This window comes from Streptomyces sp. Je 1-79, assembly GCF_025195125.1.
GTDB lineage: Bacteria > Actinomycetota > Actinomycetes > Streptomycetales > Streptomycetaceae > Streptomyces.
In genome coordinates this window covers 106586-123124 of the sequence record NZ_JAMGSL010000015.1, presented here as the reverse complement: position 1 = coordinate 123124, position 16539 = coordinate 106586, and the positions used below count along the sequence as shown (strand labels likewise).

General features: G+C 71.1%; 16 protein-coding genes, 1 tRNA gene and 1 pseudogene. 12 read left to right on the top strand and 6 right to left on the bottom strand.

Annotation, left to right across the window (positions count from 1 at the left end):
• Nucleotides 1–158 precede the first annotated feature (158 nt).
• The 3 genes and pseudogenes from M5362_RS27775 to M5362_RS27765 form a co-directional block, all read left to right on the top strand.
• Nucleotides 159–419: a hypothetical protein gene (locus M5362_RS27775; protein WP_260230532.1), complete on the top strand. Its 261-nt coding sequence runs from the start codon at nt 159–161 to the stop codon at nt 417–419.
• A gap of 322 nt (nt 420–741) precedes the next feature.
• Complete coding sequence (locus M5362_RS27770) at nt 742–1986, top strand: hypothetical protein (RefSeq protein WP_260230531.1); 1245 nt, start codon at nt 742–744, stop codon at nt 1984–1986.
• 65 nt (nt 1987–2051) lie between these two features.
• A pseudogene (locus M5362_RS27765) lies at nt 2052–2321 on the top strand (GNAT family N-acetyltransferase); the annotation flags it as partial.
• A gap of 77 nt (nt 2322–2398) precedes the next feature.
• On the opposite strand, the gene M5362_RS27760 reads toward M5362_RS27765, so the two are convergent.
• The gene (locus M5362_RS27760) at nt 2399–2554 is read right to left on the bottom strand and encodes a hypothetical protein (RefSeq protein WP_260230530.1); all 156 of its coding nucleotides are present in this window, start codon (nt 2552–2554) and stop codon (nt 2399–2401) included.
• Nucleotides 2555–2717: 163 nt separating this feature from the next.
• Nucleotides 2718–3398: a phosphate signaling complex protein PhoU gene (gene phoU / locus M5362_RS27755; RefSeq protein ID WP_260230529.1), complete on the bottom strand. Its 681-nt coding sequence runs from the start codon at nt 3396–3398 to the stop codon at nt 2718–2720.
• Between the two features lie 262 nt (nt 3399–3660).
• Here phoU and M5362_RS27750 point away from each other — a divergent pair, with 262 nt between their 5' ends.
• Both M5362_RS27750 and M5362_RS27745 read left to right on the top strand, forming a co-directional pair.
• Complete coding sequence (locus tag M5362_RS27750; RefSeq protein WP_260230528.1) at nt 3661–4890, top strand: cell wall metabolism sensor histidine kinase WalK; 1230 nt, start codon at nt 3661–3663, stop codon at nt 4888–4890.
• Complete coding sequence (locus tag M5362_RS27745) at nt 4887–5567, top strand: response regulator transcription factor (protein WP_017242433.1); 681 nt, start codon at nt 4887–4889, stop codon at nt 5565–5567. Before M5362_RS27750 ends, M5362_RS27745 begins: the two co-directional genes overlap by 4 nt.
• 161 nt (nt 5568–5728) lie before the next feature.
• On the opposite strand, the gene M5362_RS27740 is transcribed toward M5362_RS27745, so the two are convergent.
• The gene (locus tag M5362_RS27740; RefSeq protein ID WP_260230527.1) at nt 5729–6397 is read right to left on the bottom strand and encodes a DUF461 domain-containing protein; all 669 of its coding nucleotides are present in this window, start codon (nt 6395–6397) and stop codon (nt 5729–5731) included.
• A 708-nt stretch (nt 6398–7105) separates the two neighbouring features.
• On the opposite strand from M5362_RS27740, the gene M5362_RS27735 reads away from it, so the two are divergent.
• The 6 genes from M5362_RS27735 to M5362_RS27710 all read left to right on the top strand — a co-directional run bounded on the left by M5362_RS27735 (nt 7106) and on the right by M5362_RS27710 (nt 13573).
• Entirely contained in the window at nt 7106–7588 is a 483-nt protein-coding gene (locus M5362_RS27735; protein ID WP_003953493.1) for a CarD family transcriptional regulator, read from the top strand.
• Between the two features lie 477 nt (nt 7589–8065).
• Nucleotides 8066–8815, top strand: a complete 750-nt coding sequence (gene ispD, locus M5362_RS27730; RefSeq protein ID WP_260230526.1) for a 2-C-methyl-D-erythritol 4-phosphate cytidylyltransferase — start codon at nt 8066–8068, stop codon at nt 8813–8815.
• A complete protein-coding gene (gene ispF, locus M5362_RS27725) occupies nt 8805–9329 on the top strand; it encodes a 2-C-methyl-D-erythritol 2,4-cyclodiphosphate synthase (protein ID WP_260230525.1) in 525 nt (174 codons plus the stop codon). Before ispD ends, ispF begins: the two co-directional genes overlap by 11 nt.
• A gap of 77 nt (nt 9330–9406) precedes the next feature.
• Nucleotides 9407–10804 (top strand): cysteine--tRNA ligase, encoded by a 1398-nt coding sequence (gene cysS, locus M5362_RS27720; RefSeq protein WP_260230524.1) that lies wholly within the window; start codon nt 9407–9409, stop codon nt 10802–10804.
• Between the two features lie 76 nt (nt 10805–10880).
• A complete protein-coding gene (gene rlmB, locus M5362_RS27715; RefSeq protein WP_260230523.1) occupies nt 10881–11840 on the top strand; it encodes a 23S rRNA (guanosine(2251)-2'-O)-methyltransferase RlmB in 960 nt (319 codons plus the stop codon).
• 152 nt (nt 11841–11992) lie between these two features.
• Nucleotides 11993–13573 (top strand): DoxX family protein, encoded by a 1581-nt coding sequence (locus M5362_RS27710; protein ID WP_260230522.1) that lies wholly within the window; start codon nt 11993–11995, stop codon nt 13571–13573.
• Between the two features lie 124 nt (nt 13574–13697).
• On the opposite strand, the gene M5362_RS27705 is transcribed toward M5362_RS27710, so the two are convergent.
• The 3 genes from M5362_RS27705 to M5362_RS27695 all read right to left on the bottom strand — a co-directional run bounded on the left by M5362_RS27705 (nt 13698) and on the right by M5362_RS27695 (nt 16201).
• Nucleotides 13698–14414 (bottom strand): nucleotidyltransferase family protein, encoded by a 717-nt coding sequence (locus tag M5362_RS27705; RefSeq protein ID WP_260230521.1) that lies wholly within the window; start codon nt 14412–14414, stop codon nt 13698–13700.
• Nucleotides 14415–14486: 72 nt separating this feature from the next.
• The gene (locus M5362_RS27700) at nt 14487–14900 is read right to left on the bottom strand and encodes a hypothetical protein (RefSeq protein ID WP_260230520.1); all 414 of its coding nucleotides are present in this window, start codon (nt 14898–14900) and stop codon (nt 14487–14489) included.
• A 203-nt stretch (nt 14901–15103) separates the two neighbouring features.
• Nucleotides 15104–16201 carry an ABC transporter ATP-binding protein gene (locus M5362_RS27695; protein WP_260230519.1) on the bottom strand — a complete coding sequence of 366 codons (1098 nt, stop codon included), beginning with the start codon at nt 16199–16201 and terminating at the stop codon, nt 15104–15106.
• A gap of 207 nt (nt 16202–16408) precedes the next feature.
• On the opposite strand from M5362_RS27695, the gene M5362_RS27690 reads away from it, so the two are divergent.
• Nucleotides 16409–16486: transfer RNA gene (locus M5362_RS27690), tRNA-Thr, on the top strand.
• Nucleotides 16487–16539 lie beyond the last annotated feature (53 nt).

Below are 16539 nucleotides of genomic sequence, written 5' to 3'. Positions count from 1 at the left end.
GGCGGGTCCGTGGGGTGGCCGATCTGCGGAACGCTACTGGTTCTGGTCAGTCTCTGGGTGATCTACCGGGGGAGGCCTCGCCGGAGCGGTAGGACCGTCGAGTCACCGTAGCCCCGTGCACGACGGCCGGGGCGGGCCTCGTCTCGTACGATCCGGGGATGTCCACAGAAGAGCCCCATGTCGTCTGGACCCTGGAGGGGTACAGCAAGGCGGACGAATTCCTGCGTACGCAGTTTCCCGTCAGTCGCGAGCAGCTTCTACGGCTCCGGGAAGTGATCACGCCGGACCCGGGCGACCCCTGGATGCTCGACTGGTATCCCGTACCGGTCGAGGTGTGGCCGGCCGTGGAAGCGATCCTGCGGTGCGGGCCGCCTGATCCCGGGCTCGACTACTTCGCCGGAGCCTACGCGGCCGAGTGAGCCGGTCGGCCCCGCGAGCCTGACCGCCCGTCAGGCCCGGGCGTGGTGCCGGGCAACGCCCGGGAACCTCTGTTGCCCAGTGGTGACACGGTGACGATGAATCAGCGACCGTGCGTGGCCCATCATGAGGGCACACCGCAGGCCGCCGGGGGGAATGCAAGACCGGACGGGAAGCGGGAGTCCAGCACTTCGCTCCACGGAGTCGGCGCTCTGCCGACTCCTCGCACCTCTGCGCATCAGATCACACCGCACCGCCATGCCCTCAAGGGCTCGCTGACCCCGCGTCAGCGCGTCCTCGACGATTCCTGGGGGGAATCCACTCATGCTCGCTCGCGCCCGCTCCGCCGTCGTCGTCGCCGCGATCGCCGGTACCGCGCTCGTCCCCTTCACCGCCCACGCCGACAGCCGGCCGCTGCTCCGTGTCGAGCTCGGAACGCCCGCCTCGAGCGGGCCGCTCACCCGGGGCGGCGCCACCGAGACCTTCGAGCTGACCGTGGAGAACCCCGGCACCAAGGCGCGCCAGTACCACCCGTGGCTGCTGCTCGACCAGAACGGACCGAGCCCGCTCCAGACCGCCGACGTCACCTACCGCGTCGAGCCCGTGAACGCGCCCGCGACCGCCGCGTTCGTCGGCCACCAGGACGGTGGCTGGCAGGGCCTCTTCCACCCGGCCTCCGGCAACGCCGGCGACGGCTTCAAGGTCCCGGCCGGCTCCAAGCTGACGTGGAAGGTCACCATCGGCCTCACCAAGTCCTACCCGACGGTCAACGGCGGCTTCGAGCTGACGGCCTCCAGCGTCCAGCACGAACTGGAGCGCCCGGACACCCTGACCTTCGACGTGGCCCCGAACAACCAGCCTGGCACGTTCCGCACCTGGCTGGACCGGACCGGCGGCTGCGAGGGTCTCCCCGAGACCCGGTGCCAGAGCCTGGACCTGCACTACGAGGTGGGCGGGCACGGCGCGTTCAACCAGGCCATCCGTACCCAGCTGATCGCCTCCTACGGCGACAGCAAGGTACGGAACGCAGGCCTGGTCGTGGAGGCGAAGGTGGACGGCCGGTGGAAGGTCATGAAGGGCGACGACTTCCTCGCGACCCTCCCGTCGATCCCGAAGGGCTTCGGCGTCGACGCGGGCGAGCGCGTCGTGCCCCTGCGGATCAAGCTGGCCGCCGGCACCGCGGTCACCGGCCCCACGCCGATCACCCTGCGGACCGAGACGTTCCTGGACGCCGGGAACAGCTATCCCTTCGCGGGTGCCGCCGACACGAAGATCACGCTCGGCCCGGTGAAGGCCACCCCCACGCCCACCACGACCCCCTCCACCACCCCGTCCACGACGCCTTCCACCACCCCGTCCGTGACGCCCTCCACCAGCAGCTCCGCCGCCGCGCCGGCCGCGTCCGCGTCCTCGACGCCGCCGGCCGCCTCCGCCCCGGCCACGACCGGTTCCCTCGCCACCACGGGCTCCGACTCGACGACGTCGCTGTACGCCGCCCTGACGGCCGCCGCTCTCGTGGCCCTCGGCTCGCTGGCCTGGTTCACCACGCGCCGCCGCGCCCAGCGCTGACCGGCCGGGAAGCCCCTCGCCCGCCGATTCCCGGCGGGCGAGGGGGCTTCCGACGTGGCTTCTCCGCCCCCGTCGCGAACTCGCTGGCGGAGGCGTACGCCTTCGGTGAGCCCGCCTGGCCCCGGCTCATCTTCGCCGCCGACCACCAGGGCAAGGGGTACGGGCGCTTCGCCGTCGAGGCCGTCCGCGAGGAGATACGGCGGCGCGGCGGCACCCTGATGTACGTGTCGTGGGAGCCGGGGGAGGACGGGCCCGGGGACTTCTGTCTCAAGCTGGGCTTCCGTACGACCGGCGAGACCACCGGCGGCCAGACCTTCGGCGTGCTCGACATGTGACGCCCTGCCTGTGACGCCCGCGTGTGACGCGAGGGCCCCGCCCGGAAGGCACCGGGCGGGGCTCCACGATCGCGTGGCTATCCCGAGCAGCCCCCGCACTGGCACGGTCCGCCGGACTGGCAGCCGCAGCCGCAGCCCGAGCCGCACCCGCAGGCGCCGAGAACGGGCAGGAACACCGCGTCGCGCGGTGCCTCCTGCGAGGGCTGGGGATCGGTGGTGGCGGAATCGGCCATGGGGGTCCCTCCTCGAAGGCGTACATCGCCTCTCCCCATTGCATGCCCACCCCGCCGGGCGCATCAACGGCGCACAGGAGTGCGAACACCATCGGCCGCCGACCACGCGCCCCGCCGCCCGCCGGATGCCGCCCGCCCCAGGGCTATGCCGCCCGCCCCAGGGCTACGCGCCCTCGACCGGGGCGTCCGACTGCTGGAGCTCGTCCGCGTGCTCGCCCGTCACCAGGTACACGACACGCTTCGCCACCGACACCGCGTGGTCGGCGAACCGCTCGTAGTAGCGGCCCAGCAGCGTCACGTCGACCGCCGTCTCGATGCCGTGCTTCCAGCGGTCGTCCATCAGGTGCTGGAAGAGCGTCCGGTGCAGCAGGTCCATCTCGTCGTCGTCCTGCTCCAGCTGGAGCGCCAGGTCGACGTCCTTCGTGATGATGACCTCGGCCGCCTTCGCCATCAGGCGCTGCGCCAGCTGGCCCATCTCCAGGATCGTCGCGTGCAGGTCGCGCGGCACCGCCGTCGCCGGGAACCGCAGCCGTGCCAGCTTCGCCACGTGCTGGGCCAGGTCGCCCGACCGCTCCAGGTCCGCGCTCATCCGCAGCGACGTCACGACGATCCGCAGGTCCGTGGCGACCGGCTGCTGGCGCGCCAGCAGCGCTATCGCCCGGGCCTCCAGGTCGTGCTGCAGGTCGTCTACCTTCTGGTCCGCGGCGATCACGCTCTCCGCGAGCTTCAGGTCGGCGTCGAGCATGGCCGTCGTGGCGCGCCCGACAGCCGACCCGACAAGGCGGGCCATCTCGACCAGGCCCTCGCCGATCGAGTCAAGTTCCTCGTGGTACGCGTCCCGCATCGATGTCCCTCTCTCGCAGATGTCCGGGGTCCTGTGGGGCTCGGACCCCCACGCTGCCACGTTCGGCCCCCGACAAGTCAGGCGCGTCCACCCCAAGTGAATGAGCTCTTTCTCCTCGGTGAACTCTGGGCGACGTACGCCGCTGTTCCGGACAGTCCAAATGAACCACCACGGTCCCCACGGTGAACTCTGGGCGACGACTGTTCGAGCAGCCACTCGGACGGCTGGGAGAGTGTCCGTCGACCCGCATAACCTGGATGGCATGGACGTGAACGCGGCGGTCGCCGCATTGGCAGCGATCGCCGGGGTGTGCACCGGCGTGATCGCCATGCTGGCGTTCCGCTGGAGCGAGCGCGACCAGGCGCGGCCCACGCGGACCTCCCTGCACACCGACGCCGTGCTCCCGCCCGGTGTCGACACCGTGCTCTCCGTGCTGCGCTCCTCTGCGGTCGTGCTCGACGAGAGCGACTCCGTGGTCAAGGCCAGCTCGGCGGCGTACGCCCTGGGACTGGTCCGCGGCGGAAAGCTGGCCGTCGAGCCCATGCTCAACATGGCCCGCGACACCCGCCGCGACGGGGAGATACGCCAGGTCGAACTCGACCTGCCGCGGCGCGGCACCGGACGCGGCGAGGCCCTCGCGGTCTCCGCACGGGTGGCGCCGCTCGGCTCCCGCCTGGTGCTGCTGCTGGTCGAGGACCTGACGGAGGCCCGCCGTATCGAAGCGGTACGGCGCGACTTCGTCGCCAACGTGAGCCATGAGCTCAAGACTCCGACAGGTGCCCTCTCCCTGCTCTCCGAGGCCGTCATGGACGCCTCGGACGACCCCGAGGCGGTCACCCGCTTCGCCGGCCGTATGCAGATCGAGGCGACCCGGCTCACCAACCTCGTACAGGAGCTCATCGACCTCTCCCGGGTGCAGAACGACGATCCGCTGGAGGACTCCGAGCCCGTACGGGTCGACGAACTGGTCGCCGAGGCCATCGACCGCTCCCGGCACGCGGCCTCCACCAAGCAGATCACCATGGCCTCCGGAGGCACCGCGGACCTGCACGTCTGGGGCAGCCGCGGCCAGCTCGCCGCGGCGCTCGGCAACCTCGTCGAGAACGCCGTCAACTACTCACCGGCCCGTACGAGGGTGGGCATCGCCGCCCGCCGCGTGGCGGCCCCCGGCGGCGACCTGATCGAGATAGCGGTGACCGACCAGGGCATCGGCATCTCCGAGAGGGACCGCGAGCGGATCTTCGAACGCTTCTACCGTGTCGATCCGGCCCGCTCCCGCGCCACCGGAGGCACGGGGCTCGGCCTCGCCATCGTCAAGCACGTGGCCGCCTCGCACGGCGGGGAGGTCACGGTCTGGAGCACCGAAGGCCAGGGCTCCACCTTCACCCTGCGGCTGCCCGAGGCGGCCTCCGTACGGGAACGCCGTCCGCCTGCCTCCCCCACCCCCGATCTCATGACCGAACCGCTCCCTGCCCCGGAGGTCCTTCCGTGACCCGAGTGCTTGTCGTCGAGGATGAGGAATCCTTCAGCGACGCCCTGTCGTACATGCTCCGCAAGGAAGGCTTCGAGGTCGCGGTCGCCGCGACCGGGCCCGACGGCCTCGACGAGTTCGAGCGCAACGGGGCGGACCTCGTCCTCCTCGACCTGATGCTGCCCGGGCTGCCCGGCACCGAGGTGTGCCGCCAGCTGCGCGGCCGCTCGAACGTCCCGGTCATCATGGTGACCGCCAAGGACAGCGAGATCGACAAGGTCGTCGGGCTGGAAATAGGAGCCGACGACTACGTGACGAAGCCCTTCTCCTCGCGGGAGCTGGTCGCCCGCATCCGCGCGGTCCTGCGCCGCCGAGGCGAGCCGGAGGAGGTCACCCCGGCCGCCCTGGAGGCCGGTCCGGTCCGTATGGACGTGGACCGCCACGTCGTCACGGTCTCCGGAGGCAAGGTCGACCTCCCGCTGAAGGAGTTCGACCTCCTGGAGATGCTGCTGCGCAACGCGGGCCGAGTCCTGACCCGTATGCAGCTGATCGACCGGGTCTGGGGGGCGGACTACGTCGGCGACACCAAGACCCTCGACGTCCACGTGAAGCGCCTGCGGGCGAAGATCGAGCCCGACCCGGGCGCGCCGCGGTACCTGGTGACGGTGCGCGGCCTGGGCTACAAGTTCGAGCCGTAGACCGCACGCGTACGGATGCGCGCAGGATGCGTGTAGGCATGCGTGTACGCATACGAAGGGGCGCCCCGCCGGAGTGATCCGGTGGGGCGCCCCTTTCGCCGTACGGGTGGGCCGGTGGCCGGCCTTGCGGGGCGGGCCGGTGGCCGGCCCCGCCGGGCGGGTCAGTGACCGGCCGCGTGGCTCGCGTCGCCCGAGGGGGTCGTGCCGTCCTTCGGGGTGGCGGTGCCCGAGGGGGTCCCGTTGGCCTCGCCGCCGTGGCCGGCCTCGCCGGTCGGCGTGGCGGTGGCGGTCGGCTTGGCGGCCGGGGGCTGCGGGATCTCGGTCGGGCCGAACTCCTTGAAGTAGCCGGCCGCCGGGACGACGAAGGCCTCCATGGCCACGTCGCCGGTACGGCTCAGCTTGAAGGTGAGCTCCTGCGCGCCGCCGTCCTTCACGGCCTCGCGGCCGTTCTCGATCGTGGCGGAGGCGTTGCCCTTGCCGCCGATGACGACCGAGCCGCCGGCGGGGATGGTGATCGGGCCCGAGCCCGTGGCCGCCTTGAGCACGACCGGCGCGGCGGTGCCGCCCAGCGTGATCGAGTCGAGCGTCTGCGGCGCGCTGCCGTTGTTGAACACCGTCGCGGAGACGACGGCCGGGCCGGGCGCGCCTGCGGTCGGCTGGGTGATCACCAGGGCGTTCTGGATCTTCACGTCCTCGACGGTGACGGCGGCGTTGTCCGGCTTGACCCCGAGCGTCTGTGCGTTGTTGCCGGCGCCACAGGCGGACAGCGAGGCGATCGAGATCACGATGGCGGTGGCGGCGAGGGCGCCGCGTCGAAGGCTGCGGCTCACGGCGGCGGCATCTCCTAGGACGTACGGACGGGCATGGACGGGCCGGCTGAGGTCGAGCTTGAGGACCAACCGGCCAAAGGGCGAGCTAAAGGTGCGTCAGCGCGCTTAGGTTACCGAGCCACCCTCTCCCGCCCGCACCCGACCCGCCCCTTCGGGCTCCCGGCCGCACGGCGCGGCCGACGGCGGGACCCGGAGGGGAGTCGTCGGGGCCCGGAGAGGAGCCGACGTGGAGTCGCCACGGCGTCGACCGGGGGAGTGGCCGACCCGCTTCACGATGGCCGGATCACGTCGCATTGGCGCTCCGTTCACATAACCGACTTGATCAATTCGGTGGCCGTCCGCGCATTCCATCGGCCGCCCCACGGAAAAACCCGTGTCACACCGTCGGGTGATCAATTCGGGATTCGGTCCGGGATGCATCCGCACGGGTGACCGATCCTCGAACGGAGTACGTGAAGATGCCCGCTCTGAACCCGACAAAACGGGACATCACGTCACCTCCCGGGATCTCCGGATGGGTGTAACGTCCGCGTTTCTCTCCGTCCGCGCAGCCGCTCCGACCTGCGAATACCGGCTTCCGGAAGCCTGGCGCAGCACGTTCGCGTCGCTGTTGTCAAGCCCCGAGATATGCCCTGACCTGCGAAAACGCCATTCAGAAGAAGCCGTATCCGTGTTACCCTGGATAGCCACGGAAGGGGTACCTGTCACATGACGTTCAAGGTTGGCGACACCGTGGTCTATCCCCATCACGGGGCCGCGCTGATCGAGGCCATCGAAACTCGCCAGATCAAAGGCGTGGACAAGACCTACTTGGTGCTCAAGGTCGCTCAGGGCGACCTGACGGTTCGTGTGCCGGCGGACAATGCGGAGTTCGTCGGTGTTCGCGATGTGGTCGGCCAGGATGGGCTGGACCGGGTCTTCGAGGTGCTGCGCGCGCCGTACGCCGAGGAGCCCACGAACTGGTCCCGACGCTACAAGGCGAACCTCGAGAAGCTCGCCTCCGGCGATGTCATCAAGGTCGCCGAAGTGGTTCGCGACCTGTGGCGCCGGGAGCGCGAGCGTGGTCTCTCCGCAGGTGAGAAGCGCATGCTCGCCAAGGCGCGGCAGATCCTGGTGAGCGAGCTGGCGCTCGCTGAGAACACCAACGAGGACAAGGCCGAGGCTCTCCTCGACGAGGTCCTCGCGTCCTGAGTGAAGCGATGCCGCGGTGCCCGATGACGTGCTGTGTTCCACACAGCGCCGTCGCCGGGCGCTGCGGCATGTCGCGTCTCCGGACGTTCCCGAGGTCCGCTCTCGTGACGTCCCTGAGGCCCGTTCGCACGGCGTTCCCGAGGCCCGTTCACGCGACGGTCCCGAGGGCCGCGTCTTCGGCATCCCCCGCACGCCCGCCGCGGACGTCCCCGATGTCGACGTCCGGGTGATTCCGGGGTCCCCCGGGTGATCTCATGTCCTGGTGATCACACGTCCGGGTTCCGCCAGTGACGTCCGTCTCGTGACGCGTCCGTCCACGAAACTCCCGTACCCCAGCCCCCTCACGCCCCACGGTCCTTGTGCCACGCGCAACGCCTCGACCGTCGTCACGGAAGGGGCCCGGTCAAGGCGTCGCGTCCAGCACGCTGAGGCCATACCCATGTCGGCCGAGGAAACAAACCTGCCGGAGTGCAACCGATGACAGACGAAACGCGTCCCGCGCGCACCGCAGCGGTGATCCCCGCGGCAGGCCGGGGAGTACGGCTCGGCCCGGGCGCCCCCAAGGCGCTCCGCGCGCTGAACGGCACCCCCATGCTCATCCACGCCGTCCGGGCGATGGCCGCCTCCCGCGCCGTCTCCCTCGTCGTCGTGGTCGCCCCCTCCGACGGGGCCGCCGAGGTCAAGAACCTCCTCGACGCCCACGCGCTCCCCGAGCGCACCGACTACCTCGTCGTCCCCGGCGGCGACACCCGCCAGGAATCCGTACGCCTCGGCCTCGAAGCCCTGCCCGAGGGCGTCTCCACCGTCCTCGTGCACGACGCGGCCCGCCCGCTCGTCCCGGTCGACACCGTCGACGCGGTCGTCGAGGCCGTCCGCGACGGGGCCGTCGCCGTCGTCCCCGCCCTGCCGGTCGCCGACACCGTCAAGGAGGTCGAGCCCGCGCAGACCAAGGGCGACCCCGAGAGCGTCGTCGCCACCCCCGAGCGCTCCCGGCTCCGGGCGGTCCAGACCCCGCAGGGCTTCGACTACGAGACCCTCGTCAACGCGCACGCGACCGTCGCCCTCACCGGTGACGGCGCCACCGACGACGCCGGCATGGTCGAACGGCTCGGCGCGCCCGTCGTCGTCGTCCCCGGCCACGAGGAGGCGTTCAAGGTGACCCGCCCCCTCGACCTCGTACTCGCCGAGGCCGTACTCGCCCGCAGGAGGGCCAACGATGGCTTCTGAGCCCCCCCTGATCCCCCGTACCGGCCCCCTGATCCCCCGTACCGGCATCGGTACCGACGTCCACGCCTTCGAGCAGGGCCGCGAACTGTGGTGCGCCGGCCTCCTGTGGGACGGCCCCGAGAACGACGGCTACGGCCTCGCCGGCCACTCCGACGGCGACGTCGCCGCCCACGCCGCCTGCGACGCCCTCTTCTCCGCCGCCGGCATCGGCGACCTCGGCGCCCACTTCGGCACCTCCCGCCCGGAGTGGTCCGGCGCCTCCGGCGTCACCCTCCTCGCCGAGGCGGCCCGCATCGTCCGCGCCGAGGGGTACGAGATCGGCAACGTCGCCGTCCAGGTCATCGGCGTCCGCCCCAAGGTCGGCAAGCGCCGCGACGAGGCGCAGAAGGCACTGAGCGAGGCCGTCGGCGCCCCCGTCTCCGTCTCCGGCACCACCACGGACGGCCTCGGCCTCACCGGCCGCGCCGAGGGCCTGGCCGCCCTGGCGACCGCGCTGGTGTACCGCCCCGCCTGACGCACCACCGGAAAAATCCCGCCCCGCGACCCGCGATCGGTCGCGGGGCACTACCACACGCCCACTACCCTGGAGTGGTGACTATTCGCCTGTACGACACCAGCGCCCGGCAGATCCGCGACTTCGTCCCGCTCACACCGGGCCATGTCTCGATCTACCTCTGTGGCGCCACCGTCCAGGCCGCCCCGCACATCGGCCACATCCGTTCGGGGCTGAACTTCGACATCATGCGCCGCTGGTTCGAGTACCGCGGCTACGACGTCACGTTCATCCGCAACGTCACCGACATCGACGACAAGATCATCAACAAGGCCGCCGACCAGGACCGCCCCTGGTGGTCCATCGGCTACGAGAACGAGCGCGCCTTCAACTCCGGCTACGACGTACTCGGTTGCCTCCCGCCCACGTACGAGCCCCGCGCCACCGGCCATGTCACCGAGATGGTCGAGATGATGCGCGGACTCATCGAGCGCGGCCACGCCTACGAGGCCGACGGCAGCGTCTACTTCGACGTCCGCTCCTTCCCCGGCTACCTCTCGCTCTCCAACCAGGACATCGACGACCTCCGCCAGCCCGACGAGGGCGTCTCCGGCAAGCGCGACCCGCGCGACTTCGCCATGTGGAAGGCCACCAAGCCCGGCGAGCCCGACTGGGAGACCCCGTGGGGCCGCGGCCGCCCCGGCTGGCACCTGGAGTGCTCGGCCATGGCCCACAAGTACCTCGGCTCCGCCTTCGACATCCACGGCGGCGGCCTCGACCTGATCTTCCCCCACCACGAGAACGAGATCGCCCAGGCCAAGGCCTACGGCGACGACTTCGCCTCGTACTGGGTGCACAACGCCTGGGTCACCATGAGCGGCGAGAAGATGTCGAAGTCGCTCGGCAACTCGGTGCTCGTCTCCGAGATGGTCAAGAACTGGCGCCCCATCGTCCTGCGCTACTACCTGGGCACCCCGCACTACCGCTCGATGATCGAGTACAGCGAGGAGTCCCTGCGCGAGGCCGAGTCCGCGTTCGCGCGCATCGAGGGCTTCGTCCAGCGCGTCACCGAGAAGGCCGGCAAGACCGTCCCGCCCGCCCCCGACGTGCCGCCGGCCTTCGCCGAGGCCATGGACGACGACCTGGGCGTCCCGCAGGCGCTCGCGATCATCCACACCACCGTCCGCCAGGGCAACAGCGCCCTCGCCGCCGACGACAAGGACGAGGCCATCGCCCGCCTCGCCGAGGTCCGGGCCATGCTCGGCGTCCTCGGCCTCGACCCCCTCGACCCGCACTGGGCCGAGGAGACCGACCGCGGCGAGGAGCTCCACGGCGTCGTCGACACCCTCGTACGGCTCGTGCTCCAGCAGCGCGAGTCGGCCCGCGAGCGCAAGGACTGGGCGACCGCGGACGCGATCCGCGACCAGCTGAGCCAGTCCGGCCTCGCCATCGAGGACAGCCCCGACGGCCCCCGCTGGACGCTGGGAAACCGCTGATGACGTGCCGCTCGGGGAGCCGGGCGGCACACTTCACTTACAGACCTATGCACGCAACACCGAGGATTAGGTAGTCATGGCCGGGAACAGCCAGCGCAGGAACCGCCGTACGTCCAACAAGAAGGGCGCGACGATCGGCAGCGGTGGCCAGCGGCGCAAGGGCCTCGAGGGCAAGGGCCCCACGCCGCCCGCCTCCGCCCGCAAGGGACACAAGAAGAACCGCATCGCCAACGCCCAGGCGAGGCAGGCCGTCGCCCGGCGCCCCGCCCCGCGCCGCGGCGGCCCCAAGGGCACCTCGGAGATGGTCGTCGGCCGTAACCCGGTCTTCGAGGCGCTGCGCGACGGCGTTCCCGCGACCACGCTCTACGTCCAGCAGTTCATCGACAACGACGAGCGCGTCCGCGACGTGCTCAAGCTCGCCGGCGACCGCGGCAACATCAACCTGATGGAGGCCCCCCGCCAGGAGCTCGACCGGATGACGAACGGCCTGAACCACCAGGGCCTCGTCCTCCAGGTCCCGCCCTACGAGTACGCCCACCCCGAGGACCTCACGGCGGCCGCCCACGACGCCCACGAGGACCCGCTGATCGTCGCCCTCGACGGCGTCACCGACCCCCGCAACCTCGGCGCAATCGTCCGCTCCGTCTCCGCCTTCGGCGGTCACGGCGTCGTCGTCCCCGAGCGCCGCGCGGCCGGGATGACCGCGGGTGCCTGGAAGTCCTCGGCCGGCACCGCCGCCCGTACGCCCGTCTCCCGCGTCACCAACCTGACCCGCGCCCTGGAGGGATTCCAGAAGGAGGGCCTCACGGTCGTCGGCCTCGCCGCCGACGGCGAGCACACGGTCGAGGACCTGGAGGCGCTCGACGGCCCCGTCGTCATCGTCATCGGCAGCGAGGGCAAGGGCCTCGGCCGCCTCGTCGGCGAGACCTGCGACTACCGCGTCCGCATCTCGATGCCCGGTGGCGCCGAGTCGCTGAACGCCGGTGTCGCCGCGGGCATCGTCCTCTACGAGGTCGCCCGCCGCCGCGCGAACTGACCTCGGCACACACCGCCGTACGATCCCGGACAGGGCCCACCTCGCTGAGCTGGGCCCTTTCCCGTACACCGGCACACATGGCGCGATCTTGACGGGTCTCGGACATTCCGAGCCCGTCAAGGCAGTGTCCTAACCCCGCGTCACTCGGTTAGATGAGTGTGGACACCAGAACGCCCCGGCCAGGGTTCGACGATCAGCCCGCGCTGAGCATGCTCAAAGTGGATTCCGATCCCGCGCAGGTCATCGTGAACCACGCCAGCTTCCGTGTGCGGCTCGCCCCGGCCCAGCAGCCGAAGTTCGCCGCAGCCTCCCGCGGCCCGGCCCTCGCCGGAGCCGCAGCAGCGGCGGGCGGGGCCGCCGGGCGCCGCCGCCCCGTCGTATGGACCGGAAAGTCCTCGCCCGGAGCCACCGGACTGCTCCAGGCCGTGCGCGAGTCCTCCGTCTCCACCCTGGAACCCCCCGCGCACCACGACGCGGGCGCCACCCAGGCCATCCCGCGCATCGACGACACCATGCCCACCCCCGTCCTCACCGCCGACCCGCCGCTCCTCCCCCCGATGCGGCGCGCCGAAGGCGCCTTCGACCAGCCCTACGACAGCCCGTACGAGCTGTCACGCGAGACGGCGTACACCGACGGACACGACGAGGACCCGGACGGCGACGCCTACCGCAGCCGCCCCCACCGCCACGGCGCCGACCCCGTCCGCCATGCCTACTACCCCGGGCGCCGGATGAACCTCGGCGTCGTCCTCCTCCCGCTCCGCGTCTTCCTCGGCTTCATCTCCATCTACGCCGGCATGGGCAAGCTCTGCGACCCCGTCTACTTCGACGGCGGCGAGCGCGGCTCCATGGTCAAGTGGCTCCAGTCGCTCAACCCCTGGGCCCTCGCCGAACCCCTCCGCGACTTCGCCCTCCAGCACCCGGTCGGCGCCGGCCTCACCGTCGCCTTCCTCCAGGTCGTCGTCGGCGTCCTGACCATCTTCGGCCTCTGGCAGCGGGTCGCCGCCGTCATCGGCGCCATGCTCTCGGCCGCACTCCTGCTGACCGTCAGCTGGAAGTCCGTCCCCGTCTACGACTCCGCCGACATCATCTTCCTCGCCGCCTGGTCCCCGCTGATCATCGCCGGCGCGCCCGTCTACTCCATCGACGGCCGCCTCGCCGGCGAAGCCTGGCGCACCCTCGGCCCCCGCTCCGAACTGTGGGACCTGCGCCGCCGCGTCCTGCGCCGCGGAGCGCTCGTCGCCTCCGTCGTCGTCGGCCTCACGCTCCTCGTCGGCTCGGTGCTCGGCGGGGCCGTGCGCTCCACCGAGATGGTCACCGTGCCCGGTCCGAACGACGACCCGATCAACCACCTGCCCGGCCGTACGCTCCCGCAGGAGCCCGGTGAGCGCACCCCGTCCCAGTCCGCCTCGACCCGGCCCAAGCCGTCGGCCACCGCCGGCGCGAGCGGCGAGGACGAGAAGGACGAGACGGCCTCGCCCAGCGAGACCACGCGCGAGGCCTCCCGCACCCAGGAGAGCCGGCCGACCGCCACGCAGGGCACCGGCACCCGCACGCCGAGCCGGTCGAACCCGGCGCCCCCGCCGTCCACCAGCTCCGGCCCGACGAGCTCGGGCGGCACGAGCGGCGGCGGTGGCGGTGGCACCGGTGGCGGCACCGGCGGCACGAGCGAGCCCACCGGCGGTTCGACGACCGGCGGCAACCGGAACCCGATCGGCGGCCTGCTGGGCTGACGCCACCGGCTGTACGAGAAGGGCGGCACCGCGAGGACGCGGTGCCGCCCTTCCGGCGTGCGGTGCCGCGGTGCCGGCCTTCCGGCATGCCGGGGTCCCGTACCGGTGTCGGTACGAAGGGCTGTCAGGCTCGCTGAGCGGCCAGCTCCTTCGCCGCCTCGGTCAGGTCCTTCGCCGTGTCGATCGCCCGCCAGTAGGCCCCCTGGGGCAGCGGGAAGCCCGCGAGGCTGCGCTCCCTGGCCAGCCGGGGGAACGTGGTGCGCTCATGGTCGCCCCGGTCCGGGAGCAGTTCCGTGAACGCGGCGGAGAAGACGTACACGCCCGCGTTGATGAGGTACGGCGACGGCGGCGACTCGATGAAGTCGGTGATGTGCCCGAAGGTGTCCGTCTCGACGGCGCCCCACGGGATCCGGGGGCGGGCGAGGGCGAGGGTCGCGGTGGCGTCGCGCTCGGCGTGGAACGCGGCCATCTCACGCAGGGAGAAGCGCGTCCAGATGTCGCCGTTGGTGGCGTACCAGGGCTGTCCGGGCTCGGGAAGGTGCGCGGCGGCGTACTTCAGGCCGCCGCCGCGGCCGAGCGGCTCGGGCTCGACGACCGTCTTGACGCGCAGAGGCAGATCGGCGGAGGCGAGCCACTCCTGGAGCACCTCGGCGAGATGGCCGCAGGACACGACGGCGTCCGTCACGCCCTCGGCGGCGAGCCAGGACAGCTGATGGCCGATGATCGGGGTCCCGGTGCCCGGGATCTCGACCATCGGCTTGGGGCGGTCGTCGGTGTACGGGCGCAGGCGCGAGCCCTGGCCGCCCGCCAGGACCACGGCCTGCGTCGGGGAGGTATCCATACCGCGAACGATATGCGCACCTCGTGAGGCAGCCGTTCAGCGTCGCGAACGCGATCGCGGGTGGCTCGCGGCTCAGCTCGCGTACATGACACCGGTCGCGAACGAGGTGTCGCAGACCGGGCGCGAGTAGGACTGGGCGCGCGTGGGGCCGTAGTGGCGGACGGCCGCCTTGCCGAGGGAACGGGCGATGGACATGCAGTGCTTGGCGAGGGACGGGCTGTTCTCGACCTCGCGCTGGAGGTGCGTCAGGGCCGTCCCGGGGTCCTTCTCCTGAAGCTCTGCGAGGAGCCGGTCGCGCAGAATATCCTGCGGGGCACGGGACTTGGCGGGGACGGAGACGTCCTCCGAGGATGCGGTGAGCATCTGGTCGTCGGAGCCCTGGCCGGTCCACGGGACGGCGGACACCGCGAGCGTTCCGGAGAGCACCAGGACGACGGGCAGGACGAGGGCGAGAGAGCGGCCGATACGGCGGGCAGTGTGCGTCACGCAGGCGAGCGTAGCGGCCGGTGAAGATATGGCGACATTTAGTCACTCTCGCGGGGGATGGTTCGAAGCGGCTTTTCGAATCCCGTGTTGACGCGGCTGTCCGAATTGGCTGTTCTGTCAGGGTATTTGTCGACATAGGCGAACGGCCCCGCATCTGCAACAGATGCGGGGCCGTTCGGCGGTGCCTGTGAGGTGCCGAGGGGTCAGCCGGAGAGGCGCTCGCCCGTCGAGGTGGAGAAGACGTGCAGCTCGTCCGGGCGCGGCACGACGTGCAGCGTGGAGCCCTTCTCCGGCACGGCGCGGCCGCCGACGCGGACGACCAGGTCCTTGTCCTCGCTGCCGACGCGGGCGGAGCCGTAGACGTAACCGTCGGCGCCGAGCTCCTCGACGACGTTCACGGAGACGGCCAGGCCCTCCTTGCTGGTGGCGCCCGAGACGTCGAAGTGCTCGGGGCGGATGCCGACCGTCACGGTCGTGTCGCCCTTGGCGGTGGCGGCGGAGAGCGCGTCGCGGGAGACCGGGACGATGCTGTTGCCGAACTTCACGCCGCCGTCGGTGATCGGGACCTCGATCAGGTTCATGGCCGGGGAGCCGATGAAGCCGGCGACGAAGAGGTTGGCCGGGCGGTCGTACATGTTGCGCGGCGAGTCGACCTGCTGGAGCAGACCGTCCTTGAGGACGGCGACCCGGTCGCCCATGGTGAGGGCCTCGACCTGGTCGTGCGTGACGTACACCGTCGTGATGCCGAGGCGGCGCTGGAGCGAGGCGATCTGCGTACGGGTGGAGACACGGAGCTTGGCGTCGAGGTTCGACAGCGGCTCGTCCATGAGGAAGACCTGCGGCTCACGCACGATCGCGCGGCCCATCGCCACACGCTGCCGCTGACCACCGGAGAGCGCCTTCGGCTTCCGGTCCAGGTACGGGGTGAGGTCGAGGATCTTCGCGGCCTCTTCGACCTTGGCGCGGATCTCGCTCTTGTTGACGCCGGCGATCTTGAGCGCGAAGCCCATGTTGTCGGCGACGGTCATGTGCGGGTACAGCGCGTAGTTCTGGAACACCATGGCGATGTCCCGGTCCTTCGGCGGCAGGTGCGTGACGTCGCGGTCACCGATGCGGATGGAACCGCCGTTGACGTCCTCCAGGCCGGCGAGCATGCGCAGCGAGGTGGACTTGCCGCAGCCGGAGGGCCCGACGAGGACGAGGAACTCGCCGTCCTCGATCTCGATCTCGAGCTGGTCGACGGCGGGCTTGTCGGAACCCGGGTAGAGCCGGGTCGCCTTGTCGAAAGTGACAGAAGCCATGGTGATGTGTCCCTTCACCGGCAGGAACGTGCCGGACGATCCGTTGTAAAGGAAGGATGGGTCTAGTCCACCGGAGTGAACTTCCCGTGACGCTACCTTGGCGGTGTCCGATCTGTCAGCAGTCGGAGGGGGAGAGATTTTTCCCCGGGTGGTTCGTGGCGCTGTGTAGAGTGGGGGAGCCTCGCGCGTGAGCGCGCCGCAGGCGATGCCCCCTTAGCTCAGCCCGGCCAGAGCGCCGCACTTGTAATGCGTAGGTCGTCGGTTCGAATCCGACAGGGGGCTCCACCAAACCCGTGTCCCGGACCACTCAGGTCCGGGACACTTGTGCGTTACGGGGG